General features: G+C 64.1%; 21 protein-coding genes. 11 read left to right on the plus strand and 10 right to left on the minus strand.

Annotated features, from left to right (window positions below):
• Positions 1-42: 42 nt before the first annotated feature.
• Positions 43-639, minus strand: a complete 597-nt coding sequence (locus LD110_RS19295) for a TetR/AcrR family transcriptional regulator (protein ID WP_225501229.1) — start codon at positions 637-639, stop codon at positions 43-45.
• 102 nt (positions 640-741) lie between these two features.
• On the opposite strand from LD110_RS19295, the gene LD110_RS19300 reads away from it, so the two are divergent.
• The 3 genes from LD110_RS19300 to LD110_RS19310 all read left to right on the plus strand — a co-directional run bounded on the left by LD110_RS19300 (position 742) and on the right by LD110_RS19310 (position 2,662).
• On the plus strand, positions 742-1,101 hold the full coding sequence (locus LD110_RS19300) for a hypothetical protein (RefSeq protein WP_225501231.1): 360 nt from the start codon (positions 742-744) through the stop codon (positions 1,099-1,101).
• 64 nt (positions 1,102-1,165) lie between these two features.
• Positions 1,166-1,600 carry an aspartate 1-decarboxylase gene (gene panD, locus LD110_RS19305; RefSeq protein WP_225501234.1) on the plus strand — a complete coding sequence of 145 codons (435 nt, stop codon included), beginning with the start codon at positions 1,166-1,168 and terminating at the stop codon, positions 1,598-1,600.
• Positions 1,601-1,735: 135 nt separating this feature from the next.
• Complete coding sequence (locus LD110_RS19310) at positions 1,736-2,662, plus strand: AEC family transporter (RefSeq protein ID WP_225501236.1); 927 nt, start codon at positions 1,736-1,738, stop codon at positions 2,660-2,662.
• A 10-nt stretch (positions 2,663-2,672) separates the two neighbouring features.
• Here LD110_RS19310 and LD110_RS19315 read toward each other — a convergent pair whose 3' ends face one another.
• The 6 genes from LD110_RS19315 to glnT form a co-directional block, all read right to left on the minus strand.
• Entirely contained in the window at positions 2,673-5,312 is a 2,640-nt protein-coding gene (locus LD110_RS19315; protein WP_225501238.1) for a trehalase-like domain-containing protein, read from the minus strand.
• 112 nt (positions 5,313-5,424) lie between these two features.
• On the minus strand, positions 5,425-6,045 hold the full coding sequence (locus LD110_RS19320; protein ID WP_225501239.1) for an XRE family transcriptional regulator: 621 nt from the start codon (positions 6,043-6,045) through the stop codon (positions 5,425-5,427).
• 77 nt (positions 6,046-6,122) lie between these two features.
• The gene (locus tag LD110_RS19325) at positions 6,123-7,508 is read right to left on the minus strand and encodes an FMN-binding glutamate synthase family protein (protein ID WP_225501240.1); all 1,386 of its coding nucleotides are present in this window, start codon (positions 7,506-7,508) and stop codon (positions 6,123-6,125) included.
• Positions 7,509-7,517: 9 nt separating this feature from the next.
• A complete protein-coding gene (locus LD110_RS19330; protein WP_225501241.1) occupies positions 7,518-8,243 on the minus strand; it encodes a protein glxC in 726 nt (241 codons plus the stop codon).
• 43 nt (positions 8,244-8,286) lie between these two features.
• Positions 8,287-9,195 carry a glutamine amidotransferase gene (locus LD110_RS19335; RefSeq protein ID WP_225501244.1) on the minus strand — a complete coding sequence of 303 codons (909 nt, stop codon included), beginning with the start codon at positions 9,193-9,195 and terminating at the stop codon, positions 8,287-8,289.
• 61 nt (positions 9,196-9,256) lie between these two features.
• A complete protein-coding gene (gene glnT / locus LD110_RS19340; RefSeq protein ID WP_225501246.1) occupies positions 9,257-10,633 on the minus strand; it encodes a type III glutamate--ammonia ligase in 1,377 nt (458 codons plus the stop codon).
• Positions 10,634-10,861: 228 nt separating this feature from the next.
• Between glnT and LD110_RS19345 the strand changes: the two genes are divergently transcribed.
• The 5 genes from LD110_RS19345 to LD110_RS19365 all read left to right on the plus strand — a co-directional run bounded on the left by LD110_RS19345 (position 10,862) and on the right by LD110_RS19365 (position 15,047).
• Complete coding sequence (locus LD110_RS19345; protein WP_225501247.1) at positions 10,862-11,242, plus strand: ethanolamine utilization protein; 381 nt, start codon at positions 10,862-10,864, stop codon at positions 11,240-11,242.
• A gap of 1 nt (position 11,243) precedes the next feature.
• Positions 11,244-11,771 (plus strand): dimethylamine monooxygenase subunit DmmA family protein, encoded by a 528-nt coding sequence (locus LD110_RS19350; protein WP_225501250.1) that lies wholly within the window; start codon positions 11,244-11,246, stop codon positions 11,769-11,771.
• Entirely contained in the window at positions 11,768-12,748 is a 981-nt protein-coding gene (locus LD110_RS19355; RefSeq protein ID WP_225501252.1) for a PDR/VanB family oxidoreductase, read from the plus strand. The genes LD110_RS19350 and LD110_RS19355 overlap by 4 nt, the downstream gene beginning before the upstream one ends.
• Positions 12,745-13,692 (plus strand): DUF3445 domain-containing protein, encoded by a 948-nt coding sequence (locus tag LD110_RS19360; RefSeq protein WP_225501253.1) that lies wholly within the window; start codon positions 12,745-12,747, stop codon positions 13,690-13,692. The genes LD110_RS19355 and LD110_RS19360 overlap by 4 nt, the downstream gene beginning before the upstream one ends.
• 65 nt (positions 13,693-13,757) lie before the next feature.
• Positions 13,758-15,047, plus strand: coding sequence for an ammonium transporter (locus LD110_RS19365; protein ID WP_225501255.1), 1,290 nt, complete (start codon positions 13,758-13,760; stop codon positions 15,045-15,047).
• 66 nt (positions 15,048-15,113) lie between these two features.
• Here LD110_RS19365 and LD110_RS19370 read toward each other — a convergent pair whose 3' ends face one another.
• Both LD110_RS19370 and LD110_RS19375 read right to left on the minus strand, forming a co-directional pair.
• Complete coding sequence (locus LD110_RS19370) at positions 15,114-16,097, minus strand: LLM class flavin-dependent oxidoreductase (protein WP_225501257.1); 984 nt, start codon at positions 16,095-16,097, stop codon at positions 15,114-15,116.
• Between the two features lie 84 nt (positions 16,098-16,181).
• Positions 16,182-16,982 (minus strand): metalloregulator ArsR/SmtB family transcription factor, encoded by an 801-nt coding sequence (locus LD110_RS19375; RefSeq protein WP_225501259.1) that lies wholly within the window; start codon positions 16,980-16,982, stop codon positions 16,182-16,184.
• 90 nt (positions 16,983-17,072) lie between these two features.
• Here LD110_RS19375 and LD110_RS19380 point away from each other — a divergent pair, with 90 nt between their 5' ends.
• The 3 genes from LD110_RS19380 (at position 17,073) to LD110_RS19390 (ending at position 19,693) form a co-directional block, all read left to right on the plus strand.
• Positions 17,073-17,504 carry a hypothetical protein gene (locus tag LD110_RS19380; RefSeq protein WP_225501261.1) on the plus strand — a complete coding sequence of 144 codons (432 nt, stop codon included), beginning with the start codon at positions 17,073-17,075 and terminating at the stop codon, positions 17,502-17,504.
• Positions 17,505-17,649: 145 nt separating this feature from the next.
• Entirely contained in the window at positions 17,650-18,636 is a 987-nt protein-coding gene (locus LD110_RS19385; RefSeq protein WP_225501263.1) for an ABC transporter substrate-binding protein, read from the plus strand.
• A gap of 103 nt (positions 18,637-18,739) precedes the next feature.
• Complete coding sequence (locus LD110_RS19390) at positions 18,740-19,693, plus strand: D-2-hydroxyacid dehydrogenase family protein (RefSeq protein ID WP_225501264.1); 954 nt, start codon at positions 18,740-18,742, stop codon at positions 19,691-19,693.
• On the opposite strand, the gene LD110_RS19395 is transcribed toward LD110_RS19390, so the two are convergent.
• Entirely contained in the window at positions 19,690-21,159 is a 1,470-nt protein-coding gene (locus LD110_RS19395; protein WP_225501266.1) for a chlorohydrolase family protein, read from the minus strand. The genes LD110_RS19390 and LD110_RS19395 overlap by 4 nt on opposite strands.
• Between the last annotated feature and the right edge of the window lie 4 nt (positions 21,160-21,163).

Below are 21,163 nucleotides of genomic sequence, written 5' to 3' on the forward strand. Positions count from 1 at the left end.
AAGACCGCCGTTTCCGTCCGGCAGCAAAGTACGACGGCGGCACTAACTCGCGGCGGGCTGCGGCAGCAGGGCTTCTGCCGCCAGGCGGACGGTCCTTACAATGGCCGCCCGTCGACGCTCTGCACGGTCCTTGGCCCCGCCCGTGAGGAGTCCATCAAGGGCGGGGAGGGCGGCGGGCACGTCGCAAAGGCTGATGATGGTCAACAGCAGGTCCGCCGCATCTTCCTGCTGAACGCCGGGCAGGACCTCCATGGTCCGCCGCACCTTCGCAACGCAGTTCTCCCTGCGTGCAAGGCGGTCCACCACGTAGTCACCACGCTCCAGGCCCTCCCAGAAAAGCAGGCGCGGCAACGTTGCGTCGGCCAAGTGATGATCGAAAAGCCGGCCAGCATAATCCGCCATTGCTTCGGGGCCATGGCCTTCAATGGGAACTTCATCCATGACCGCGCGCAACTGCGAGCCGATCACGGTGTCAAAAAGCGCGTCCTTCTTGCCGAAGTATTGATATATGCGTTCCTTATTGACACCCGCGGCCGCTGCGATGCGGTCCACGCGGGCACCCGCCAAGCCGGACTGGCAAAACTCCACGGTGGCTGCTTCCAAGAGAAGGCGCTTGGTTCGCTCTGTATCCCACGCCATTTCCTTAGTATAGTTGACTCCAACCAAACGGTTGCAATCGCCAGCTGAGGGGCGCTAGACTCAAGGTCAGCCGCAAAAACAACTAGTTAGTTGGAGAATGTCGTGAGCGTCCAGAATCCCGTTGAACCCTCGATGCCAGTTGAGCCTCCCGTCGTCGAAGTAGTCTCCCCGGCAGTCGGCGCCCCGGCGCCGCCGCCCGCCCCGGCACCCATAGCAGCGCCCGGGATGCCGGCAATGCCGTCAATCCACGTGCGCGCCATCATTACGTGGCTGGCCATTTTCCCACTCGTTGCAATCTGCATGGTCACCACCGGGCCGCTGATGGATGGCTGGCCTCCTGTGCTGCGGTCGTTCGTGCTCACCCTGATTGTGGTGCCGGTCGCGGTGTATGTTGTGGTTCCCCGGATGCTCGCCGCGTACGGGAAAATTCGCCAGCGGACCGCCGCAAAAGCCCGCCCCTAATTGTTGCTGCGTGTACGCCACCTCACAGCGGCGCGCAGGACCCCGGGGCTAAACTGTTCACGTTATGAATCGCACAATGTTTAAGTCCAAGATTCACCGCGCCACGGTCACGCATGCTGACCTACACTACGTCGGTTCGGTCACTGTCGACCTGGACCTGCTGGACGCTGCGGACATTCTCCCCGGCGAACTCGTCTCCATTGTCGACGTCACCAACGGGGCACGCCTGGAAACCTACACGATCGCTGGCGAACGTGGCTCCGGTGTCATCGGCATTAACGGCGCAGCGGCCCACCTCATTCATGAGAACGACATTGTGATTCTCATTAGCTACGCGGATATGACCACCGAAGAGGCCCGCGCCTACGAGCCGAAGGTGGTCCACGTGGATAAGCACAACAAGATCGTCCAGCTCGGCAACGATCCGGCTGACGGAGGCTTGATTCCCGGCCTGCTGCGCCCTCCGTTCGCGCTGAACAACGCCGCAACACTCAGCTAGCCGGCGGCGTCCGGTAAGTGGCTTGTCCGCATATCGGGAAATCGGTCAACCGATTCAGGATGGCTGAATAAATCTGATTAGGCTGGGAAGCGTGAACTCCCTGCCTACTCCTGACAAACCCCTCGGGGCGCCTCTGTGCTAGGTGTGCTCGCGGGGTTCTTCGTAGTCTGGTCCATCATTTTGGTGGGCTGGTTCATTGGAAAACGCCGCTTGCTTGGGGAGAACGCCCGCCCCGTCCTCAGCGCCCTGACCTTTTTTGTTGCGAGTCCGGCACTCCTGTTCGAGACGCTGAGCAAGGCAAATCTGCGGGAGATCTTCTCCGCACCGCTGCTCGTGGCAGGCGTTAGCGCAATCGCCACCGGGGTCCTCTTCTTTACGTTGGCCAAGTTCTGGTTGAAACGCACCATGCCCGAGGCTTTGGTTTCTTCAATGAGTGCGTCCCTGGCCAATTCGGCGAACCTTGGAATCCCCATCGCCGTTTTTGTGCTCGGCAGCGCGAGCTACGTGGCGCCACTGCTGATTTTCCAGCTGGCCTTCTTCACGCCCCTGTACCTCATGTTGCTTGATTCGAGCATGAGCACGCACCGGACTACTCCCCTGCGGTTCGTCCTGATGATCACCAAGAATCCGATGATTGTGGGTTCTGCTATCGGCCTCCTGGTGGCTGGCACCGGGTTCAAAGTTCCGGATCTGATTCTCCAGCCCATCCACCTGATTGGCGGCGCCGCGATCCCCGCGATGCTTCTGGCATTCGGAATGAGCCTCAATGGTTCCCGACCCCTTCAAAAGAGCTCGGCCCGCCGCATCGATGCCCTCCTGGCCACAAGCTTCAAGCTGCTCGTGCACCCGGCCCTCGCATTCCTTTTTGCACGGTTCGCCCTGGGGCTGGATGGGCACGACCTGTTCGCCGCCGTTATCGCGGCAGCCCTTCCAACCGCCCAAAACGTGTTCGTCGCAGCCAGCCGCTACAAGGCCGGCATCATCGTGGCCAAGGACACTGTCCTGCTGACCACCGTGATAGCAGTCCCCGCGATGATCGTGCTGGCACTGCTTCTCGCTTGAGAGCGGTTCCCTATTCTTCCTCGACTGACGCCAAATACTTATCGAGCAGTTGTGCGCAACGGATGAAGCCTAGGTGTGAGTAGGCCTGCGGGTGGTTCCCCAAGTGGGTTTCCGTTGAGGGATCGTACTCTTCGGGCAGCAGGCCGGTGGGGCCGAACAACGCCACGAGCTGGTTGAAGAGCGTCACGGCATCGTCCAGGCGACCAACTGCGAGGTACGCCTCGATCAGCCATGTGGTGCAGATGTGGAAGCCGCCCTCCAAACCCGGCAGGCCGTCGTCGTATCTGTACCGGAAAACCGTGGGTCCGGCGCGCAACTCGCGTTCGACGGCGGCCACGGTGTCCAGGAAGCGCTGGTCGCGGACGTCCAGGAGGCCGGAGAGGCCGATGTGCAGCACGGCGGCATCCAGGTCCGAGCTGTCATAGGCCACTGTGTAGGAGGCTGCGGAGTCGTCCCAGCCTTGGTGCAACACTTCGTCCCTGATGGTTGCCGCCGTGGCAACCCAGCTCTCCGCCGGCTCCCGGCCGTGCAGTTCAGCAGTTTTGAGGGCCCTGTCCATCGTCACCCAGCACATCACTTTGGTGTACACGTGGTGGCGCGGAGCGCGTCGGGCTTCCCATATGCCGTGATCGGGCTCGTGCCAGCGGGCCATCACTGCATGGACCATCTGCTCCATGAGCTTCCAGTGCTCGTCCGGAAGTTCCCTGCGCCGGACGCTGAGGCCGTGAATGAGCTCGGCGATCGGGCCGAAAACATCCAGCTGGACCTGGTGGTCGGCCGCGTTTCCGATGCGCACCGGGCGGGAGCCCGCGTAACCGGGAAGGCTCTCGATGGTGGCCTCCGTGGACAGCGGGGAGCCCGTCACCGAATACAACGGGTGTAGCCACTCGGGACCCGGGGCGCTCTCCAGGATACGGCCAAGCCACCGGAGGAAGCCGTCAGCTTCGTCTGTAGAGCCGAGGTCGACGAGGGCGTTGACAGTCATGGAGCCGTCCCGGAGCCAGCAGTAACGGTAATCCCAGTTGCGCGTGCCACCTATTCCCTCCGGCAGGGAGGTGGTGGGGGCGGCCAGGACGGCGCCGGTGGGCTCATGGACCAGCGCCTTGAGGACCAACGCCGACCGGCGCACCAAGGAGGGTTTCATGTTGGGCAGATCAAGCTCCCGCACCCATTGGCGGGTGGAATTCGCGACGGCGGCACGCCGCATTGGCTCTCCGCCCGGATCCGCCTGGGCCGGCTCAGTGTCACCGCATCGAAGGTTCAACACAACGGGGCCGTGGTGCAGGTTGACCTCCGCGGTGGCTGTGGCGTGCCGTCCGTCGCTGGTGACGGTGAAGTGGACGCCGGGCGCCGTGAGGATGATGGGGTCGGCCGTACCCACAACATGCACTTCGTCGCCGCGGGCTTCCATGCTGAAGGGCGCGTTGGCGTAATCGGGACGCGGGGCGAAGACGATGCGGGCGGCGCCGGTGCCGGACAGGACCCGCACCAAGCTGGTGATGCCGTCGGGAGCGGGTTCCAGGTAGTCCGTGACCATGACGTCGGCCCAGCGGGTTTCCACAATCATCGTGTTGTCCACATAGCGCTGCCCCAAGACAGGCGACGCCTTGACCGGTTCTATGCTGAAATGACCGGCCGGATCGCCGCCCAGGATGTGGGCGAACAATGAACCCGAATCAGGAAGGGGGTGGCTCATCCAACAAACCTTGGCATCAGGCGTCAGCAGCGCCGTTGAGGTTCCGTTGCCAATCAGCGAGTGGCGTTCGAGCCCTACGGCGTCTTCTCCGAAAAGCCAGGCGCGGCGGAGCTCGAACAGGATTGCCAGGACTTTGGCGAAAGCTTCCGGGCTGGGCAGGCGGTGCCGGGCAAGCGAATCGCCGTCGCCTACGTGAAGTCCCAAGTCCGGACCCCTCAACGTGGCAATGGCAAGCTCGTCGCTGGCTGCGTCACCTGCGAAGAGAGCGGCGCTAACGCCAAGCCTGGAACGAAGCTGCTCCAGCGCGGCGGCCTTGGAAGGCTCCACCACGGAAAGGTCGTAAACAGTGCCATCGACGATGAAGAAGAGTCCGTGCTCCTTGGCGATTTCCTCCGCCCGGGCTACGACTTTGGCCACAACATCCGGCGTGGCGGAACGCGTATGGACCCCGACGGCAACGGGCTTGCGTTCGATGCTGATGCCCTTCTCGAAGCCAACGGCTTCAGTGAGGGCGGATGCGGTTTGTTGCAGGACTGCCTCGGTAGCCAGGGAGACGCCGTAGGCGAAAGTCATGTCGAATTCAGCGCCGTGGCAACCGACAAGATGCACTTCGGCCGGCAGGCGTGACACCGCGGCGAGGTCCCGGAGTGAGCGTCCTGAGATTACGGCGGTGTGCGTATTGGGCAGGGCCGCCAATGCCCGCAGTGCGACGGCGGCGCTGCCCAGCGGGAGCGTTTCCGTGGAGACACCTTCGGCCGCGCAGAGCGTTCCCCCATAGTTGCAGGCCACCAGCAATCCAGGAGTGCGCGCCAGGACCTTGAGCTCCGCCAGAAGCTGCGATGTGATGCCGTAATCTTCCTCTTCCGACCTCACGAAAGCCCGCAGCATTCCCAAGGGGAGGGCATTGGTCAAGAGAGCGGAATCAGCCACGGATTGGTTGAGCGGAGTTGGCATGGGCCGGGGTCCTTCCGAGCGGTGTTCTCCAGTGTGGGGCCGGAGAGTTTCGCCTGAATGACTCCTTGATTGCGGGCCTGTAAAAGGCCTGCATCATGCTCTGGAGCGAGCGTCAGCGGGCGGCGACGGCCAGGAAGCGGATCGGCAGTTCGATTAGCCGGAGGGGCCCGTGTGGTCCCTCGCCTTCGAAGACCAGGGAGTCCCCGGGCGAAAGCTCATACTCGTAGGAGCCGTGGCCGTAGACCATGCGCCCCTCGAGCATGTAGATGAATTCCGTGCCCGAGTGCTGGAACAGGGGAAAAACGTCCGATGCGCTGGTGAGGGTGACCAGGCTGGGTTCGATCGCGTTTTCGCGCCGCTTCAACGAGCCGAGCGAACGGTATTCGTGGCCGTGCCTGGTCCCGGTTCGGACCGTGACGCTGCCCTCGCCCGCGCGGGTGAGCGTCGCTTCGCGTTCGGTGTCCGCGCCTTGGAAAAGCGACGTTACGGGCAGGTTGAGTCCCGTCGCGAGGCGCTGCAGGGTTGTCAGGGAGCAGGAGGTGCTGGCGGATTCGATCTTGGAGATCATCGCCTTGGAGAGTCCGGTACGGGCGGCCAACTCTGCGGCGGACATCCCGGCCTCGGTCCGGTACCTCTTCACCTGGACGGCGATGATCGCTTCAAGGGAGCCGGGAGTTTCTTCTGTTGAGTCGGCCTCGGTGATGTTCGTGTGCTCGACCTCCCCGGTAGTCATGGATCGAGTATAGGCAGGTGGCAGTGCCCGTTAGGTCGTGCCGGGCCGGCGCCGCCACCTGCCAAACGGAGTTGGAATCAGAAACCAGTTCCTGTGACACCCGGAATCCAGGAGGTTCCGGCCAGCGGCACGCGGGCCATGGCCGCCGACTCGATGGTTAGGGCCACGAGGTCCTCGGGCTCGAGGTTGTGCAGATGGGCCTTGCCGCAGGCCCGGGCGATGGTCTGGGCTTCCATGGTGAGCACTCGCAGGTAGTTGGCAATGCGCCGACCGCCCGTCACCGGGTCGAGCCGAGCCGAAAGCTCCGGGTCCTGGGTGCTGATGCCGGCGGGGTCGCGGCCGTCCTGGAAATCATCGTAGAAGCCGGCCGCAGAGCCGAGCCGAGCGTATTCCGCGGCGTAGCGGGGGCTGTTGTCACCCAGTGCAATAAGCGCCGCGGTACCGATCGCCACCGCGTCTGCCCCCAGGGCCATGGCCTTGGCCACGTCGGCTCCGGTGCGGATACCGCCGGACACGATGAGCTGGACCTTCCGGTGCATGCCTAGTTCCTGCAGGGCCTGCACTGCCTGCGGAATGGCGGCGAGCGTGGGGATGCCAACGTTTTCGATGAATACCTGCTGCGTCGCGGCCGTGCCGCCCTGCATGCCGTCCAGGACCACCACGTCGGCGCCCGACTTTACCGCAAGCGCCGTGTCGTAGTAAGGACGGGACGCACCAATCTTGACGTAGATCGGCTTTTCCCAGTCGGTGATTTCACGGAGCTCGGCGATCTTGATCTCCAGGTCGTCGGGGCCGGTCCAGTCGGGGTGGCGGCAGGCAGAGCGCTGGTCGATGCCTATCGGCAACGTGCGCATCCCGGCGACGCGTTCTGTGATCTTCTGGCCGAGCAGCATGCCACCGCCGCCCGGCTTGGCGCCCTGCCCGAGAACCACTTCAATCGCGTCGGCCTTGCGGAGGTCGTCCGGGTTCATGCCATAACGGGAGGGCAGGTACTGGTAGACGAGGTGCTTGGACTGGCCGCGCTCCTCCGGCGTCATGCCGCCGTCGCCGGTTGTTGTTGAGGTGCCGACGGCGCTGGCGCCGCGGCCCAAGGCCTCTTTCGCGTTGGCCGAAAGGGCGCCGAAGCTCATGCCGGCAATAGTCACCGGGGTCTCCAGGTGCAGCGGCTTGGAAGCGTACCGGTCGCCGAGGACGACGTCGGTGCCGCACTTTTCGCGGTAGCCCTCCAGCGGGTAGCGGGACATGGAGGCGCCGAGGAACAGCAGGTCGTCGAAGTGTGGGACCTTGCGCTTGGCTCCCCAGCCGCGGATGTCGTAGATACCGGTTTCGGCGGCGCGCTGGATATCGGCGATTGTGGCTCGGTCGAAGGTGGCGGATTCGCGAAGGCCGAGCTCCGCGAGGTTGGATGCAGCGGGGGAGGGTACGGAGGCTGCCAGGGCGTGGTCTGGGGCGGTGAGGGTCATGGCGGTCTCCTAGTAGGCGCTGGAGTTGTCGACGTGGAAGTTGTAGAGGGTGCGGGCCGAACCGTAGCGGGTGAAATCCGCGGGATCGTCGTCGCGTCCGGCGGCCTGCAGGAGCTCTGCAAGCTCAGCAAGGTGTACGGGACGCATCTCCTTCGCGATGCAGTCGGCACCGAGGGAAGCCACGGAACCCTTCACGTAAATGCGTGCTTCGTAAATCGAGTCACCGAGGGCTTCGCCAGCGTCGCCACAGACCACCAGGCGGCCCGCCTGGGCCATGAACGCCGACATGTGGCCGATATTGCCGCCCACCACGATGTCCACGCCCTTCATGGAGATGCCGCAGCGGGCGGAAGCATTGCCGCCGATCACCAAGAGGCCGCCGTGGGCCGTGGCCCCGGCCGACTGCGAGGCGTCGCCTTTCACGTGGACGGTGCCGGACATCATGTTCTCCGCCACGCCAACACCGGCGTTGCCATGGATGGTGATGCGTCCGTGCTGGTTCATTCCAGCTGCGTAGTAGCCGGCGTGGCCGTTGATGTCGACGTCGATTTCGGCGTTAATGCCGACAGCCAGACTGTGCTTTCCGCCGGGATGTTCCACGACGAACGACTCCCCGCCGGTGGCCTGGTGGATGGCTTTGTTGAGCGTGCGGACGTCGTCGAGCTTGAGGTCATAGACCTGGGGTGCGGTGGCCGCCGCTGAGGCGGCGGGAATGCTTTCGATTGTGGTTGTCACGGAGGACTCCTTCTAAAAGTGTTGGCTGCTCAGGACCTGGCTCTCAGAGCGACCAGGTGTAGACCTTGCCGGGCTCAGGTTCGAAGATGCGGGCGTTCTCGATGCCGGGCAGTTCCGCGAGCGCCCGGAACTCGGAGGCCATGGCCACCCAGTCGTCAGTTTCGGCGATGATCGCCGGCTTGCAGGCGATGGGGTCGCGGACCACGGCCATGCTGTCCGCCGTCGTAACCACCAGCGTGTAGAAGCCGTCCAGGACCTTACCGAGGTTTACCAGCGCGGTCTCCAGGTCGTCGCCCTGTTCCAGCCGGTGGGCCACGTACCGCGCGCCCACCTCGGTGTCGTTCTCGGAATCGAACTCGACCCCCAGCCGCTTCAGCTCACGCCGTACAGAAGCGTGGTTGGAGAAGGAGCCGTTGTGCACCAGGCAGAGATCATCCGCCACGGAGAAGGGGTGGGAGCCGCCAGCGGTCACCGCGGATTCGGTGGCCATACGGGTGTGGCTGACGGCCTGCGTGCCGTACATACCGTCCAGGCCGTGACGTTCCGCCACTTCCACGGGGTGGCCCACGCTCTTCATCACGGTCACGCGCTCTCCCCTGCCGGCGACCACGACGCCGGGACTCGCCTTGACGACCGCACCGGCCAGTTCCGCGGCGGGCACCTCGGCTGAAACCAGTGTGGTGTCGCCGACTACCTTGACCTGGGACGCGGCGCCTTCCGGGAGGATTCCGGCGAGCAGTGCGTCGATCTCGGCTGAGCTAATGTCCAGGTCACCGCCAAGGAGGCTGAGCGTCGCAATGCCCTCGGTGTTGAGATCAGGGTTGTCATAGACGGCCAGGCCTGCGGAGTCCGGGCCACGGTCCACGATTTCGCAAAGCATAGTGGAAAGCAGGGCGCCCATCTTTGGGCGCAGCTCCGGGTTCCGGAGCTGCAGGGCGGCGATTCCGCACATGGTTGGTTCCTCTTCTGTTGTCGCTGGATTCTGTTGTCGCTGGGGCGGTGGGTGTTGTTGCCTAGATGGCGGTCAGGTAGTGGTTCACTTCCCAGTCCGTGACCTGGTTGTGCCACTGGAAGAATTCGGTCTCCTTGGCGGAGGCGTAATAGCGGCCAACTGCTTCAGATGCGCTCAAGGCCGAGAGCATCACTGGATCCTGGCGGAGTTCCTGAACTGCGTGCAGCAGGGTAGGCGGCAAAGTGGCAGCATCTGGCTTTCGCTCGCCCGGACCACAGGGTGCCCCCGGGTCCAGCTCGCGTTGCATGCCGTCCAGGCCTGCAGCGATCACGGCGGCCATCGCCAAGTAGGGGTTAGCTGAACCGTCCCCGGAGCGGAGTTCGATGCGGTGGGCGTCGGGCACGCGGATCATATGGGTTCGGTCATTGCCGCCATAGGAAGCCTTGTTAGTGGACCACGTCGCTCCGGACTCTGTGGTGGTCGCACCGGTGCGCTTGTACGAATTCACCGTGGGGGCAAGGAAGGCCTGGAGTGCGGGAGCGTGGTCAAGGATGCCGGCCAGGAAGCTATAGGCCGTCGCGGAGAGGCCGAGTCCGTGGCGGTCTTCGCCTGCGGATGGGAAAAGCTCGCCGCCGTCGGAGTCCCACAAGGACAAGTGGAAGTGCAGGCCGTTGCCCGTTCGGTTGGTGAAGGGCTTGGGCATAAAGGTGGCCACCATGCCGCGCTGTTCCGCGAAGACATTGAGCAAGTACCGTAGCGTGACCACGCGGTCCGCAGTCACCAGCGCGTCGTCGTAATCGAAGTTCTGCTCGAACTGGCCGGCGCCGTCCTCGTGGTCGTTGGCGTAGTTTCCCCAGCCCAGCTGGTTCATGACGTCCGAAACCTCGGTCAGGTGCTCGTACATGCGGGTTACCCCACGGGCGTCGTAGCAAGGGTGGGCGCCGTCATCCTTGGCGTCCGCCGTGGCGAGCGTGCCGTCGTCGTTCTTTTTCACGAGGTAGTACTCCACCTCGGCACCGGCCTTGGCCGTCATGTCCTTTTCCGCCAGGCGGGCCAGTGCCTCCTTGAGGATCACACGGGGCGCGAAGGGCCAGGGCTTGCCGTCCACGTAAGGATCGCAGTGGACCAGCGCGAGGCCTGGACGGACTGCGTCGAGTGGAGTGAAACTTGCCGGGTCCGGCACGGCGCACAAGTCGCCGTCCTGCGGGTTTTGCCCCATCAAACCGGCCGCATAGCCAGCGAAACCGAGCTTTCCGGCCTCGAGTTCAGCGATCGCGGAAACCGGCACCAACTTGGCGCAGGGTTTGCCGTTCATATCCACAAAGGTGGCCAGGATGAACCTGGTGCCATGGGCAGCAGCGAGCTCAGCCAGCGGCGAGGCGGCTGGTTGAGGGAAGTCAGCGAGGACTTCTGAGGGGTCCGATACGAGTGCTGTCATCGTTCGTCCAATCTTTCCATAAAGTGTTCCCTGTCAGGAAACTGCGTTGAATACAGTTACTCATGCGCCGTGTTTCCAGACAACGCCCCTCATGTAAAAAGCGTGTTTCAAGTCTTCGCAAGCAGCGGCAACGCGGAATTAACCGGCGCGAAACCCAAAACCGTTCACCAACAGTGATTGTTGTTTCATAACAGTGATCGATCTACGAGCATGCGGAGGCAGCACATTATGGACAGCACATTGATGGGAACCCTGACCACGGCCGGGGCTATCCACAAGGTCGAAGCCGGCCACAGCGGGTTGCCAAGCATGAACATCGCGGGGACGGAGGCGTTCATCGGCGATTCCCTCGCCAACCCTGCTGACTCGGTGATGTGTTCCGGGTTCTTCGAACTCAGGGCAAGCGAGCCCTTGGTTTACGAGTACACGTACGACGAGATGAAGCTTGTGGTGCAGGGCGAGTTCATCCTCACGGACATGGCCACGAATGAGACAACAGTCGCCAAGGAGCGCGACATCCTCTTCTTCCCCAAGGGCACCACGGTCAAGTTCGAGACGACCGACTATGCCCTGGGCTTCTTTGTTGGCGACCGCACGTTTGCGCCCTGACATGAAAGCCTTCAGCAGCGTCCCGGACAATGCTCCGCCTAAGCCACCGGGCCGCGCCACGGAATTCTTTGCGCTTTCTTTTGGGGAAGCGGGCAGGGCTGCGGCTACCGAGTGGCTCGCCCAGGCCAACTCCTCGGCGCAGCGGCGGCATGTGGTGGCCGAAGAAGCCAGCGACCATGCCCTGGCGACCCTTCGCGGCCACTTGCGTACCGCCGTCGTTGGCTTGCGGGTCTTGATTGCGGGGCCGGAGGCTGACGCCTACAAGGCGGCTGCAGTCGCCTGCGAGGCGGGACTCGTGCAAGAGGAACTGATTGTGGCGGTCACCAATCGCAACGCGAAGCGGGTCTTTTGTCCGCATTGCCGGACTGAAACCCGCACCGCCAAGGCGATTGGCGCCGTCGCTCCCTGTAACGGATGCGGCCGCCAACTGGAGATTTATCACCACTTTTCCCGCCGCACGGCAAGCTACCTGGGCTTCATGGCTGACGCGGAGGAGCCCCGGCCCGCTGCTCTGGGGGTGGTTGCATGAGCACGCCGTTGCTGACCGCGCCTCAGGTGGGAGTCCACCTTGACCTGGTGGTGGCCGATTCGAGCTATCAGGCTGCTGGCATCCGCGAGCTTGTGCTCCGCCATCCGGGACGAGCAATCTTGCCCAGCTTTGCCCCGGGCAGCCATATCGTCATCGAGTGCGAGGGGCATACCAATGCCTACTCGCTCACGGGCTCCGGCGATTTTCCAGAGGAGTATCGCATCTCAGTCCTGTACTGTCCGGACGGGCGCGGCGGCTCTGCGGCCGTTCACCGGCTGATGCACGGCGAGCAGGTGCGGGTGTCCGCGCCCCGAAGCGCCTTCCCGCCCGTGGCGAATGCCCGGCGCCACCTACTCATTGCAGGCGGCATCGGCATCACGCCCATGGTCTCGCACCTTCGGGCGGCAGCGGAGTGGGGCCGCGACGCTGAGCTGCTGTATTCCTACCGACCCGGACAGGGCGCCCACCTCGCCGACGTTCAGGCATTGTGCGGCAGTTCGCCGGGGTTGTCCCTGAGCGAATTCACGAACCGGCGAAGCTTCCGGGCTGGACTGGCTGAAGCACTTCGGCGGCAGCCGCTCGGCACGCACCTGTATGTTTGCGGCCCGCAGGCGTTTATGGACACGGTGATCGCCGAAGCCAGGGCGGCCTGCTGGCCGGAGTCCCGGCTGCATCTGGAAGCCTTCGGTTCCGCGGAACTCGACGCCGGACGGCCTTTTTCGGTGCGGCTGGGCCGCAGTGGCCGTTCAGTTGCGGTGCCGTCCGGGGTGTCGCTGCTGGATGCGCTGGACCGTGTTGGAGTCACCATGCCGAGGCTATGTCGCCAGGGCGTCTGCGGCGAGTGCGTTGTCCCGGTCAAGGCCGGGCGCCCCGAACACCGCGACCTTTTCCTCAGCGATGCCGAGAAATCAGCGAACTCCGCCATCATGTGCTGCGTCTCCCGCAGCCTGGACCCAGAACTGGAGCTGGATCTATGAAGCGGTTCCCCTTCCCGTTTCCGCACGATGCCTACCGCTACAGCGCCAATATCGAACCGGCCCTGACACGCGCGGAAACGGCCGCTGGCGCCTGGGGCGACACCGTGCTGGAGGTCGACGGCGACTACCGCGTTGAGCTTGCCGAGCGGCGGGCCATCCTCCAATCAGACCCGAGCCGAATGGCCCTCTTGGACCACATGCGGCCGGCCGCCTGGGATGCCTTGGTGCTCCTCCTCGAAACGCTCGCCCAGCAATATCCCCGTGATATGGCTTTCGAGCGTTCGGGCAGATCGTGCCGCTGGGTCAACCGGCTACTCGATGAGGAGCGGGACTTCGTCCTGGGCGATGATTCCTCGCTCCCCGGCGGCCCGCTCGCCTACGCGTCCAGCCAGGTCCAGGAGGACATCGTCCTGCTGGACCAGCGGGAGGACGCGTTGTGGCTCGACGCCGGCGTGGTCACCTTCGCTGCCGACTGGTCCATGGGGTTCGACGTCGGCATGCGTTTCCTTGAGGTGCACGGCCCCGTCCCGCGCATCCACGAGGAACAGATCATCTCTAGGGCACAGCATTTCATCATGCGTCTGCAGCCCGGCAGAAACTACCGCAGGACCAACTGGACCATGACCGTAGGCCGCCGCTTGGACACCTCCACCGAAACATACCCGGAATGGGGTCCGGACCGGGTGTCCATCGTGGACGATCCTGAGCTGCCCGAGCGGCTGCACCTTCGCGTCGAGGTTCAGCACCTCATTCGGTTGCCACGCTCGGGTGCCGTCATGTTCCTGGTCCGCACATACCTTGCCTCGCTGGCTGAAGTGGCCACGATTCCGGCCTGGCGCGATCGCCTCGGCAAGGTCCTGGCCGAACTCCCCCAGGACATGGCCGACTACAAGGGCATAAGCCGCTACCGGGAAGCCGCGTCGGACTGGCTGCTTGGCGTCTAACTGCCCCAACCCCCGCAACCTATCCCATTCTCCCTCTCCCGTTTCGCATCCCGATTGGAGCTCCTATGGACACTGGACATACCGCTTGGATCCTGGCCGCCGCAGCCTTGGTCTGTATTTTGATCCCCGCCCTTGCGCTCTTTTACGGAGGCATGGTGGGTTCCCGCCGCATCCTGAACATGATGATGATGTGCTTCGGCGGCGTCAGCGTCGTCGCCGTGTTGTGGGCGGTTTTCGGCTACTCGGCCGTGTTCGGCAACTCTGTGGGCGGACTTGGCCTGATTGGCGACGTCACTGAGTATTTGGGCCTGGACCAATTGCTGGCAGAAAACCCGGATGCCCCTATTCCCGCTGCGCTGTTTGCCGCCTTCCAGCTTTTCTTCGCCGGCATCACCACGGCGATCATCGCGGGTGCAGCTGCAGGGCGCATGAAGTTCGGCGCGTGGATGCTGTTCGCCGGACTGTGGTCCACGCTTGTGTACCTGCCCGTTGCGCACTGGGTGTTCGCGCTGAGTTCCACCGACGGCGCTGTCATCGGCGGTTGGATCCTCAATGGCATCAAGGCCATCGACTTCGCCGGTGGGACCGCCGTGCACGTCAACGCCGGTGTTGCCGCATTGGCGCTCTCCTTGGTCCTGGGCCGCAGCGCGGGCTGGCCGCAGAGTGAGCACGTCCGGCCGCACAGCCGACCGCTGGTCCTGGTAGGTGCAGGGCTGCTCTGGGTTGGCTGGTTCGGTTTCAACGCCGGTTCAGCCCTGGCGGCAGGCAACTCTGCAGCCGTTGTCTTCCTCAACACCGCCGTCGCAGGCGCCGCTGCCCTGCTGGGCTGGATCGCCGTCGAACGCCTCCGCCTTGGCCGGGCAAGCAGCGTTGGTGCGGCGTCCGGGCTGGTCGCTGGCTTGGTTGCGATCACGCCGGCCTGTGGCGCCGTGAGCCCGCTGGGTGCCATTGCCATCGGTGCAATTGCCGGAGCTGTCTGCTCCCTGGCGATCGAGTGGAAGTTCCGCCTTGGCTTCGACGACTCGTTGGACGTGGTGGGCGTGCACTTGGTGGGCGGCGTGATCGGTACCTTGCTGATTGGGCTCTTCGCCACCGATGCCGCACCGAACAAGACGGCAGGGCTCTTCTATGGCGGCGGCTTTGAACTGCTGGGTGTGCAGACCTTGGCCACCGCGGCTGTGCTGGTGTACTCGTTCGTGGTCACGTGGATCACGGCAAAGATCGTCCAGGTCACGGTTGGTTTGCGGATCAAACCCGAGGAGGAGCTCCGCGGCATCGACATCGCGGCCCACGCCGAAGAGGCCTACCTCATCGACGAAGAGCCAGTGCAGCTGGGGTCGCCGTCACGAAGCTAAGCAAGCTGCCCTATCTCGAGCCGGTTGCCCCGCGTGATCCGTCACGCGGGGCAACTTTTGGGCCTGCTATGCCGCCACGGCTACCTTTGCAAGCAGCTCCACGGAACGCAAACGGGCCTCCGTGCCCGTGCTCTGGTGTGCCACGATCAGCTCGTCGGCGTCTGCGTGCTCCGCGAACTCGTCCAGGTACTCCCGCACCATGTCCGGGGTACCGACGGCGGAGTACCGCATCATGTCGATGAGGTGCTGGCCTTGCGCTGAATCAAGGATCAGGTCGGCCTCGTCGTCGGTGAATTCGCGGCCGCCGCCGAGGAAGCGGCTCACGCGATCGCGCTTGACGGAGTGGAAGATTTCCTGGGCCTCGGCAGCTGTGTCGGCCGCGATGACGTTGACGCCAGCAATCACGTAGGGCGCGGACAGTTGATCGGAAGGCTGGAACTCTCGCCGGTAGATGGCCACCGCATCCTGCAATGCTGCGGGCGCGAAGTGCGAGGCGAAGCCATAGGGGAGGCCAAGCTGCGCGGCGAGCCGGGCACCAAACAAGGACGAGCCAAGAATGTACAGCGGAACGTTGGTCCCCTTGCCCGGCGTTGCTTCGACCCCTTGTATCCGGGTGGGACCGGTGACGTAGCCCTGCAGCTCCAACACATCCTGCGGGAAGGTGTCCGCCGCGGCATGGTTCCGCCGGAGCGCACGCATGGTGTTCTGGTCACTGCCCGGTGCGCGGCCAAGCCCCAGGTCTATCCGGCCCGGGTGAAGGGTTTCCAACGTGCCGAACTGCTCAGCGATGGTGAGCGGCGAATGGTTGGGCAGCATGATGCCGCCTGCGCCAAGCCGGATGCTGCTGGTGTGCGCGGCAATGTGGGCGATCAATACGCTGGTGGCCGACGATGCGATGGATGACATGTTGTGGTGCTCGGCGTACCAGATGCGCTTGTAGCCAAGTCGCTCGGCGAGCTGGGCCATGGCGACGCTGCCCGCGAAGCTCTCCGCCGCCGTCTGGCCTTTGCCGATAATTGCCAGATCGAGGATGGAGAGTGGAACAGTCACGTCGGTGCCGGCCTTTCGTTCAGAGTTTGGTTCTGGGCGCCCGCCGTGCGGGACCCAGAGGCAACAACCACGACGGCGTCCTGGTTATTTCTGGGGGCCCCTCACCGGGACCAGGCGGACGCAGCAGCGATCCGGTGCCGGGTCCAAGACAGCCCGCCACTCGCCGCGATTATTTTGTTTACTGGCGGCGTCACCTTCCACGGACGGATCCGACGGCGGCCGCGCGCCGCCGTCGTCCTCTTCCGTGTCCTTCGTGCCCGACGGCGGCCGCTCCACCAGCGCGCCCAGCAACCCGACGTTCAAGCCGCACACCGTATCCGTGTGCTTCCGCGCCAGGCGGTGGAAGGGGCAGTTTCGGAGCAGGATGCTGCCGTCGGTGTCATGGAAGGGTTCGTAGCCCTGCTGCGCGAGGAGTTCGAGGAGCCGCAGACCCGTACCGGCATCCTCAGCCGCTTCCCGGATTTCCCGTCCGGCCGCCGACGCCACTCGTTGAACTGACTCCGCTACGGGTCGGCCGCTTTGCGACGAATCCTCAATCGCCGCCGCAAGGAGTTCTCCGGCCAGGTCGTAATGGCGCTGCGGGAGGCTTACGGAGATTTCACCCGCGGCACGGGAGTACATCTTGGTAGGCCGCCCCGACCCCGGCCCGGTGCGTCCATGGAGGCGGCGGTAGCTCACCGCCAAGAGCCCTTCCTTGGCCAGACGATCCAGATGAAACGCAGCGGTGCTCCGAACCATGCCTAGCGCAGCCGCAACGTCGTCGCGCCCCACTTCACGGCCCGACTCGCGGCCTGCGGCAAGGACATATTCATAGACCGCTCGTCGGGACGCATCACCCAACACGGCAACCGAGGACAACGAATCCGGGGCTGGATCTGGCTTCATGGAAAAACCCTACTCTAAAAGCAAGATCTATTGATACAAGAAGCAAAGAGTTCTAAAGTCAAGTATCACTAACTTTAGAAAGGAAAGGCCATGCTGACGCATTCAACCCGTCTGTCCACCAACCCACTCCGGCAAGCGCCCGCGCATCAGGCCTATTTACTGCTGCGCACTGTCTTCACTGTGGCGCCGATCCTGTTTGGCCTCGACAAATTCGCAAACGTGCTCACGGACTGGACCATCTACCTGGCACCGTTGGCGACGCAGATCATCCCAGTCTCGCCACGGGCGTTTATGTACGCAGTGGGCGTGGTGGAGGTTGTGGCAGGCCTGCTGGTCGCGTGGAAACCCCGGATCGGATCGCTGGTGGTTGCACTCTGGCTGGCTGGCATCATCGTCAACCTGCTCCTGGTTCCCGGGTACTTCGACGTGGCGCTCCGCGATTTCGGACTCCTGGTTGGGGCGCTGGCGTTGAACCGCTTGTCCGTCGCCGAGCACAAGAACAGCACAGTACCTGCCCACTGAGCCCGGTTTTGTGACCCTTTCAGTCGCCCGATGAAGCGCCGTTACCCCCTGTATCCAAGCGTTTCATCGGGCTTTGACCGCCCTGCAAAACCTCCCGGATAGTTGCTCAACAAGCACGAATCACAGACATCCCGGAGGCAACACGATGGCAATTTCCAGGTCAAAAACAGGCGCTGCTGCCGCGCTTGCGGCAGTGGCAGCACTGGCGCTCAGCGCCTGCTCGGACCCGGGCGCGTCGGCGGCGACAGCACCGTCGTCGGGCGCGCCCACCGCAACTGTGGCGGGCAAGACGTTCAACCTCAGCCCGGAACAGAACCGCTTCCCCGTCACCAAGGACGACGCCGCGGCGGCATTGGTTCCCGACGCCATCAAAGCCGACGGCAAGTTGACCGTCGTCACCACGGGAGGCACTGCTCCCCTGAGCCTCTTCGCCACGGACAACAAGACCCTGATCGGCAACGAGGTTGATATCGCGTACGCCGTGGGCGAGACGCTGGGGCTGAAGGTCGAGGTGCTGCCCGTGGCGTGGGCCGACTGGCCGCTCGGCATCGAGTCCGCCAAGTATGAGGCCGTGCTGTCCAACGTAACTGTCACCGAGGCACGCAAGGAAAAGTTCGACTTCGCCAGCTACCGGCAGGACCTGCTGGGCTTCTACGCCAAGAGCGACTCAACCATCAGTGGGATCAAGGAAGCCAAGGACGTAGCCGGCAAACGCATCATTGTGGGTTCCGGCACCAACCAGGAGGCGATCCTGGTGCGCTGGGATGAGGAGAACAAAAAGAACGGCCTCAAGCCCGTGGAGTTCCAGTACTACGACGACGACTCGGCCTCCACGTTGGCGCTGCAATCCGGCCGCGCGGACCTGACCTTCGGCCCGAACGCCGGCGCGGCCTATAAGGCCGCAAAGGATGGCAAGACCAAGCAGGTGGGAACACTGAACGGCGGCTGGCCGCTCACCGCGGACATTGCCTTCACCACCAAAAAGGGCAACGGCCTCGCCGCGGCTGCCCAGGCGGCACTGAACAAGCTCATCGAAAACGGCACGTATGGCAAGATCCTGGACCGCTGGGGCCTGTCCTCCGAGGCCATTGCGAAGTCCGAACTGAACCCGGCGGGCCTACCCAAGAAGTAGCGACTCGGACCCGCCGACGCCGAATCCCCGCCGGACACCATCCGGCGGGGATTCTTGTATTTTGAGTACGGCAGTCTCAACGACCGCATACATAAGGAGCCCCATGACTCAGCGCCTTGCCATCCTGGATGACTATCAAGAGGTTTCCCTCGACTACGCGCCGTGGGGCGAGCTCGCGGCCCACGGCATCGAGGTCACCGTCTTCACGGAGCCGTTCGGAGGGGACCGGGACCCTGTGCATATCCTGGGTGACTTTGACGTCATCGTAGCGATGCGGGAACGCACGGCGTTCGACGCCGAACGGCTCCGGCAGCTGCCAAAGCTAAAGCTGCTGGTCACCACGGGCATGGCAAATGCCTCCATCGACGTCGAGGCGGCCAGGGAGCTTGGAATCACCGTTTGCGGGACGGGCGGGTCTTCCGCCGCAGCACCGGAGATGACGTGGGCCCTGCTCTTGGCCGCCGCCCGCCATGTGCCGTTCGAGGATGGCCGGATGCGGGCGGGGCGCTGGCAAAGCACCGTGGGTTTTGAGCTGGCCGGCAAGACTCTCGGGATATTGGGGCTCGGGAAGATCGGCGGCCGAATAGCAGGCTACGCGCGGGCTTTTGGAATGGAAGTTCTAGCGTGGAGCACGAACCTGACGGAGGAGACGGCGATCGCCCATGGTGCCCGTCTGGTTAGTAAGAATGAACTCTTTAAGAATTCCGACGTCGTTTCGCTGCACCTCCGATTGTCCGAGCGTTCGCGGGGCATTGTTGGGGAGCAGGAACTTCAGCTCCTCGGGCCGAACGGGCTCCTGGTGAATACGGCCCGCGGGCCTTTGGTGGATGAAGACGCCTTGGTGCGTGGCCTGAACGAGGGCTGGCTGGGCGGGGCGGCGCTGGACGTTTACGACGTCGAGCCCCTCCCCGCGGACCATCCACTCCGCACGGCGCCGCGAACCGTTCTGACACCGCATCTGGGGTACGTCACGCGCGAGAGCTACACGCGCTTTTACGGCGAGGCGTACGAGGATGTGGTGGCCTGGGTCCGCGGGGAGCCGGTACGGGTGCTCTAGTCGGAGTGAGCCAGCGGGAACGTTGGCGGGAAGAGCTGTTCGGGCGACCGGCTCATCAGGTCACGTTCGGCGTACGCGGCCCGCATCTTCTCGAAGAGTTCCTGGGCCTTTGATCTAAGGCCTTCCAAGTCAATGCCTGTGATGGTTCCATCCAGCTGGACCGTCTGGCCCGCTACCACTGTCATGCGCACGTCCCGTGCTGATCCATTCATGACCACGGTCCTGATCGGGTCGTCCACTACCCCCATCCGCGCGTCGGACAGGTCGATGGCGATGATGTCCGCCTGAGCGCCTGGGGCGAGGCGGCCGATGTCGGCTCGCCCCAGCGCCGCTGCTCCGCCGAGCGTCGCAGCCCGGAAATAGTCCGCGATGCTGCCGGCGTCCAGACGACCAGTCACAACCTTGGCCAGGCTGCTGCCGACGTCCATGCCTCGGATCATGTCCGGCGGGAAGCTGTCCGTTCCCATCGCAATCCGGACGCCTGCGTCGCGGTACCGGTCAAAAGACCGGAGCACCATTCCGTAATGCAGGGACGTAAGCGGGCAATGAACGACGGCGACGCCCGCTTCCGCGAGCACCGCAAGCTCCGCGTCGCCCGGGGAGGCATGCTCGCCGTCGCCGGATCCGAAGATGGCATGCGGCACGAGGAGCTGGCAGCCGAGCAGGCCGGACTCCTCGATGAGTTGCAGCGGCGAGCTGCCGTGCTGCCTGCCCAGCAGTTCGAGCTCGAGCCTCCCCTGCATCGCGTGTAGCCGAACGGGGACATCGTGTTCCTTGGCCGCCTTGGCAATGCCCCGCATCAACTCTGGGGTGAGCGTTTCGATGCGGCACGGAAGCAAGGCGCCCCGGATGAGTGGATGGTCGAGCGATTCAGCGTAGTCGAGGAACCGGGCGGCGTCGGCCAGGCCGGCGTCACCCTCTCCCTCGTCCCAGAGCACGTCACGGCGCCCGTCGACTCGGGCCACGTTGACCCCCGCGCGGAAACTTGGCCCAATATACGCACGGATCCCAATACGCTGTGCGGCATCCGCGATGACAACCGCGTCGTCGAACGTCTCCGCCCAGGAACTGTGGACCTCGGAGGCAATTGGCATGCACGTCGTAACTCCATGGAGGGCCAGCTGGGCGAGTGCGAATTCCCTGATGAGGCGCCGCTCGGCCAGGGTGAACACATCCTTCCGTCCCTCTGCAAAGTACCTTTCGGACCATTGCAGGCCGAGTGCGGTCTCGTGCGAAGCCCAGGAGTCGAGCAACGCATGGTCGATGTCTGCGAGGGCGTCGAGGTCGATGAATCCGGGCGCCAGGAGCGCGTTGCCGAGGTCCATCTCATGGTCCGTGGGACCATCCCAGCCGGGCCCGACGTGGATGATCCGATCGTCCTCGTAGACGACGGACGCATCGTGATGCAGGACATGGTCGGCTCCGTCGAAGCCGACCACATACCTGGCGTGGAGAGCAGTTCGCACCGCC

The organism is Arthrobacter sp. M4 (assembly GCF_020251205.1).
Lineage (GTDB): Bacteria > Actinomycetota > Actinomycetes > Actinomycetales > Micrococcaceae > Arthrobacter.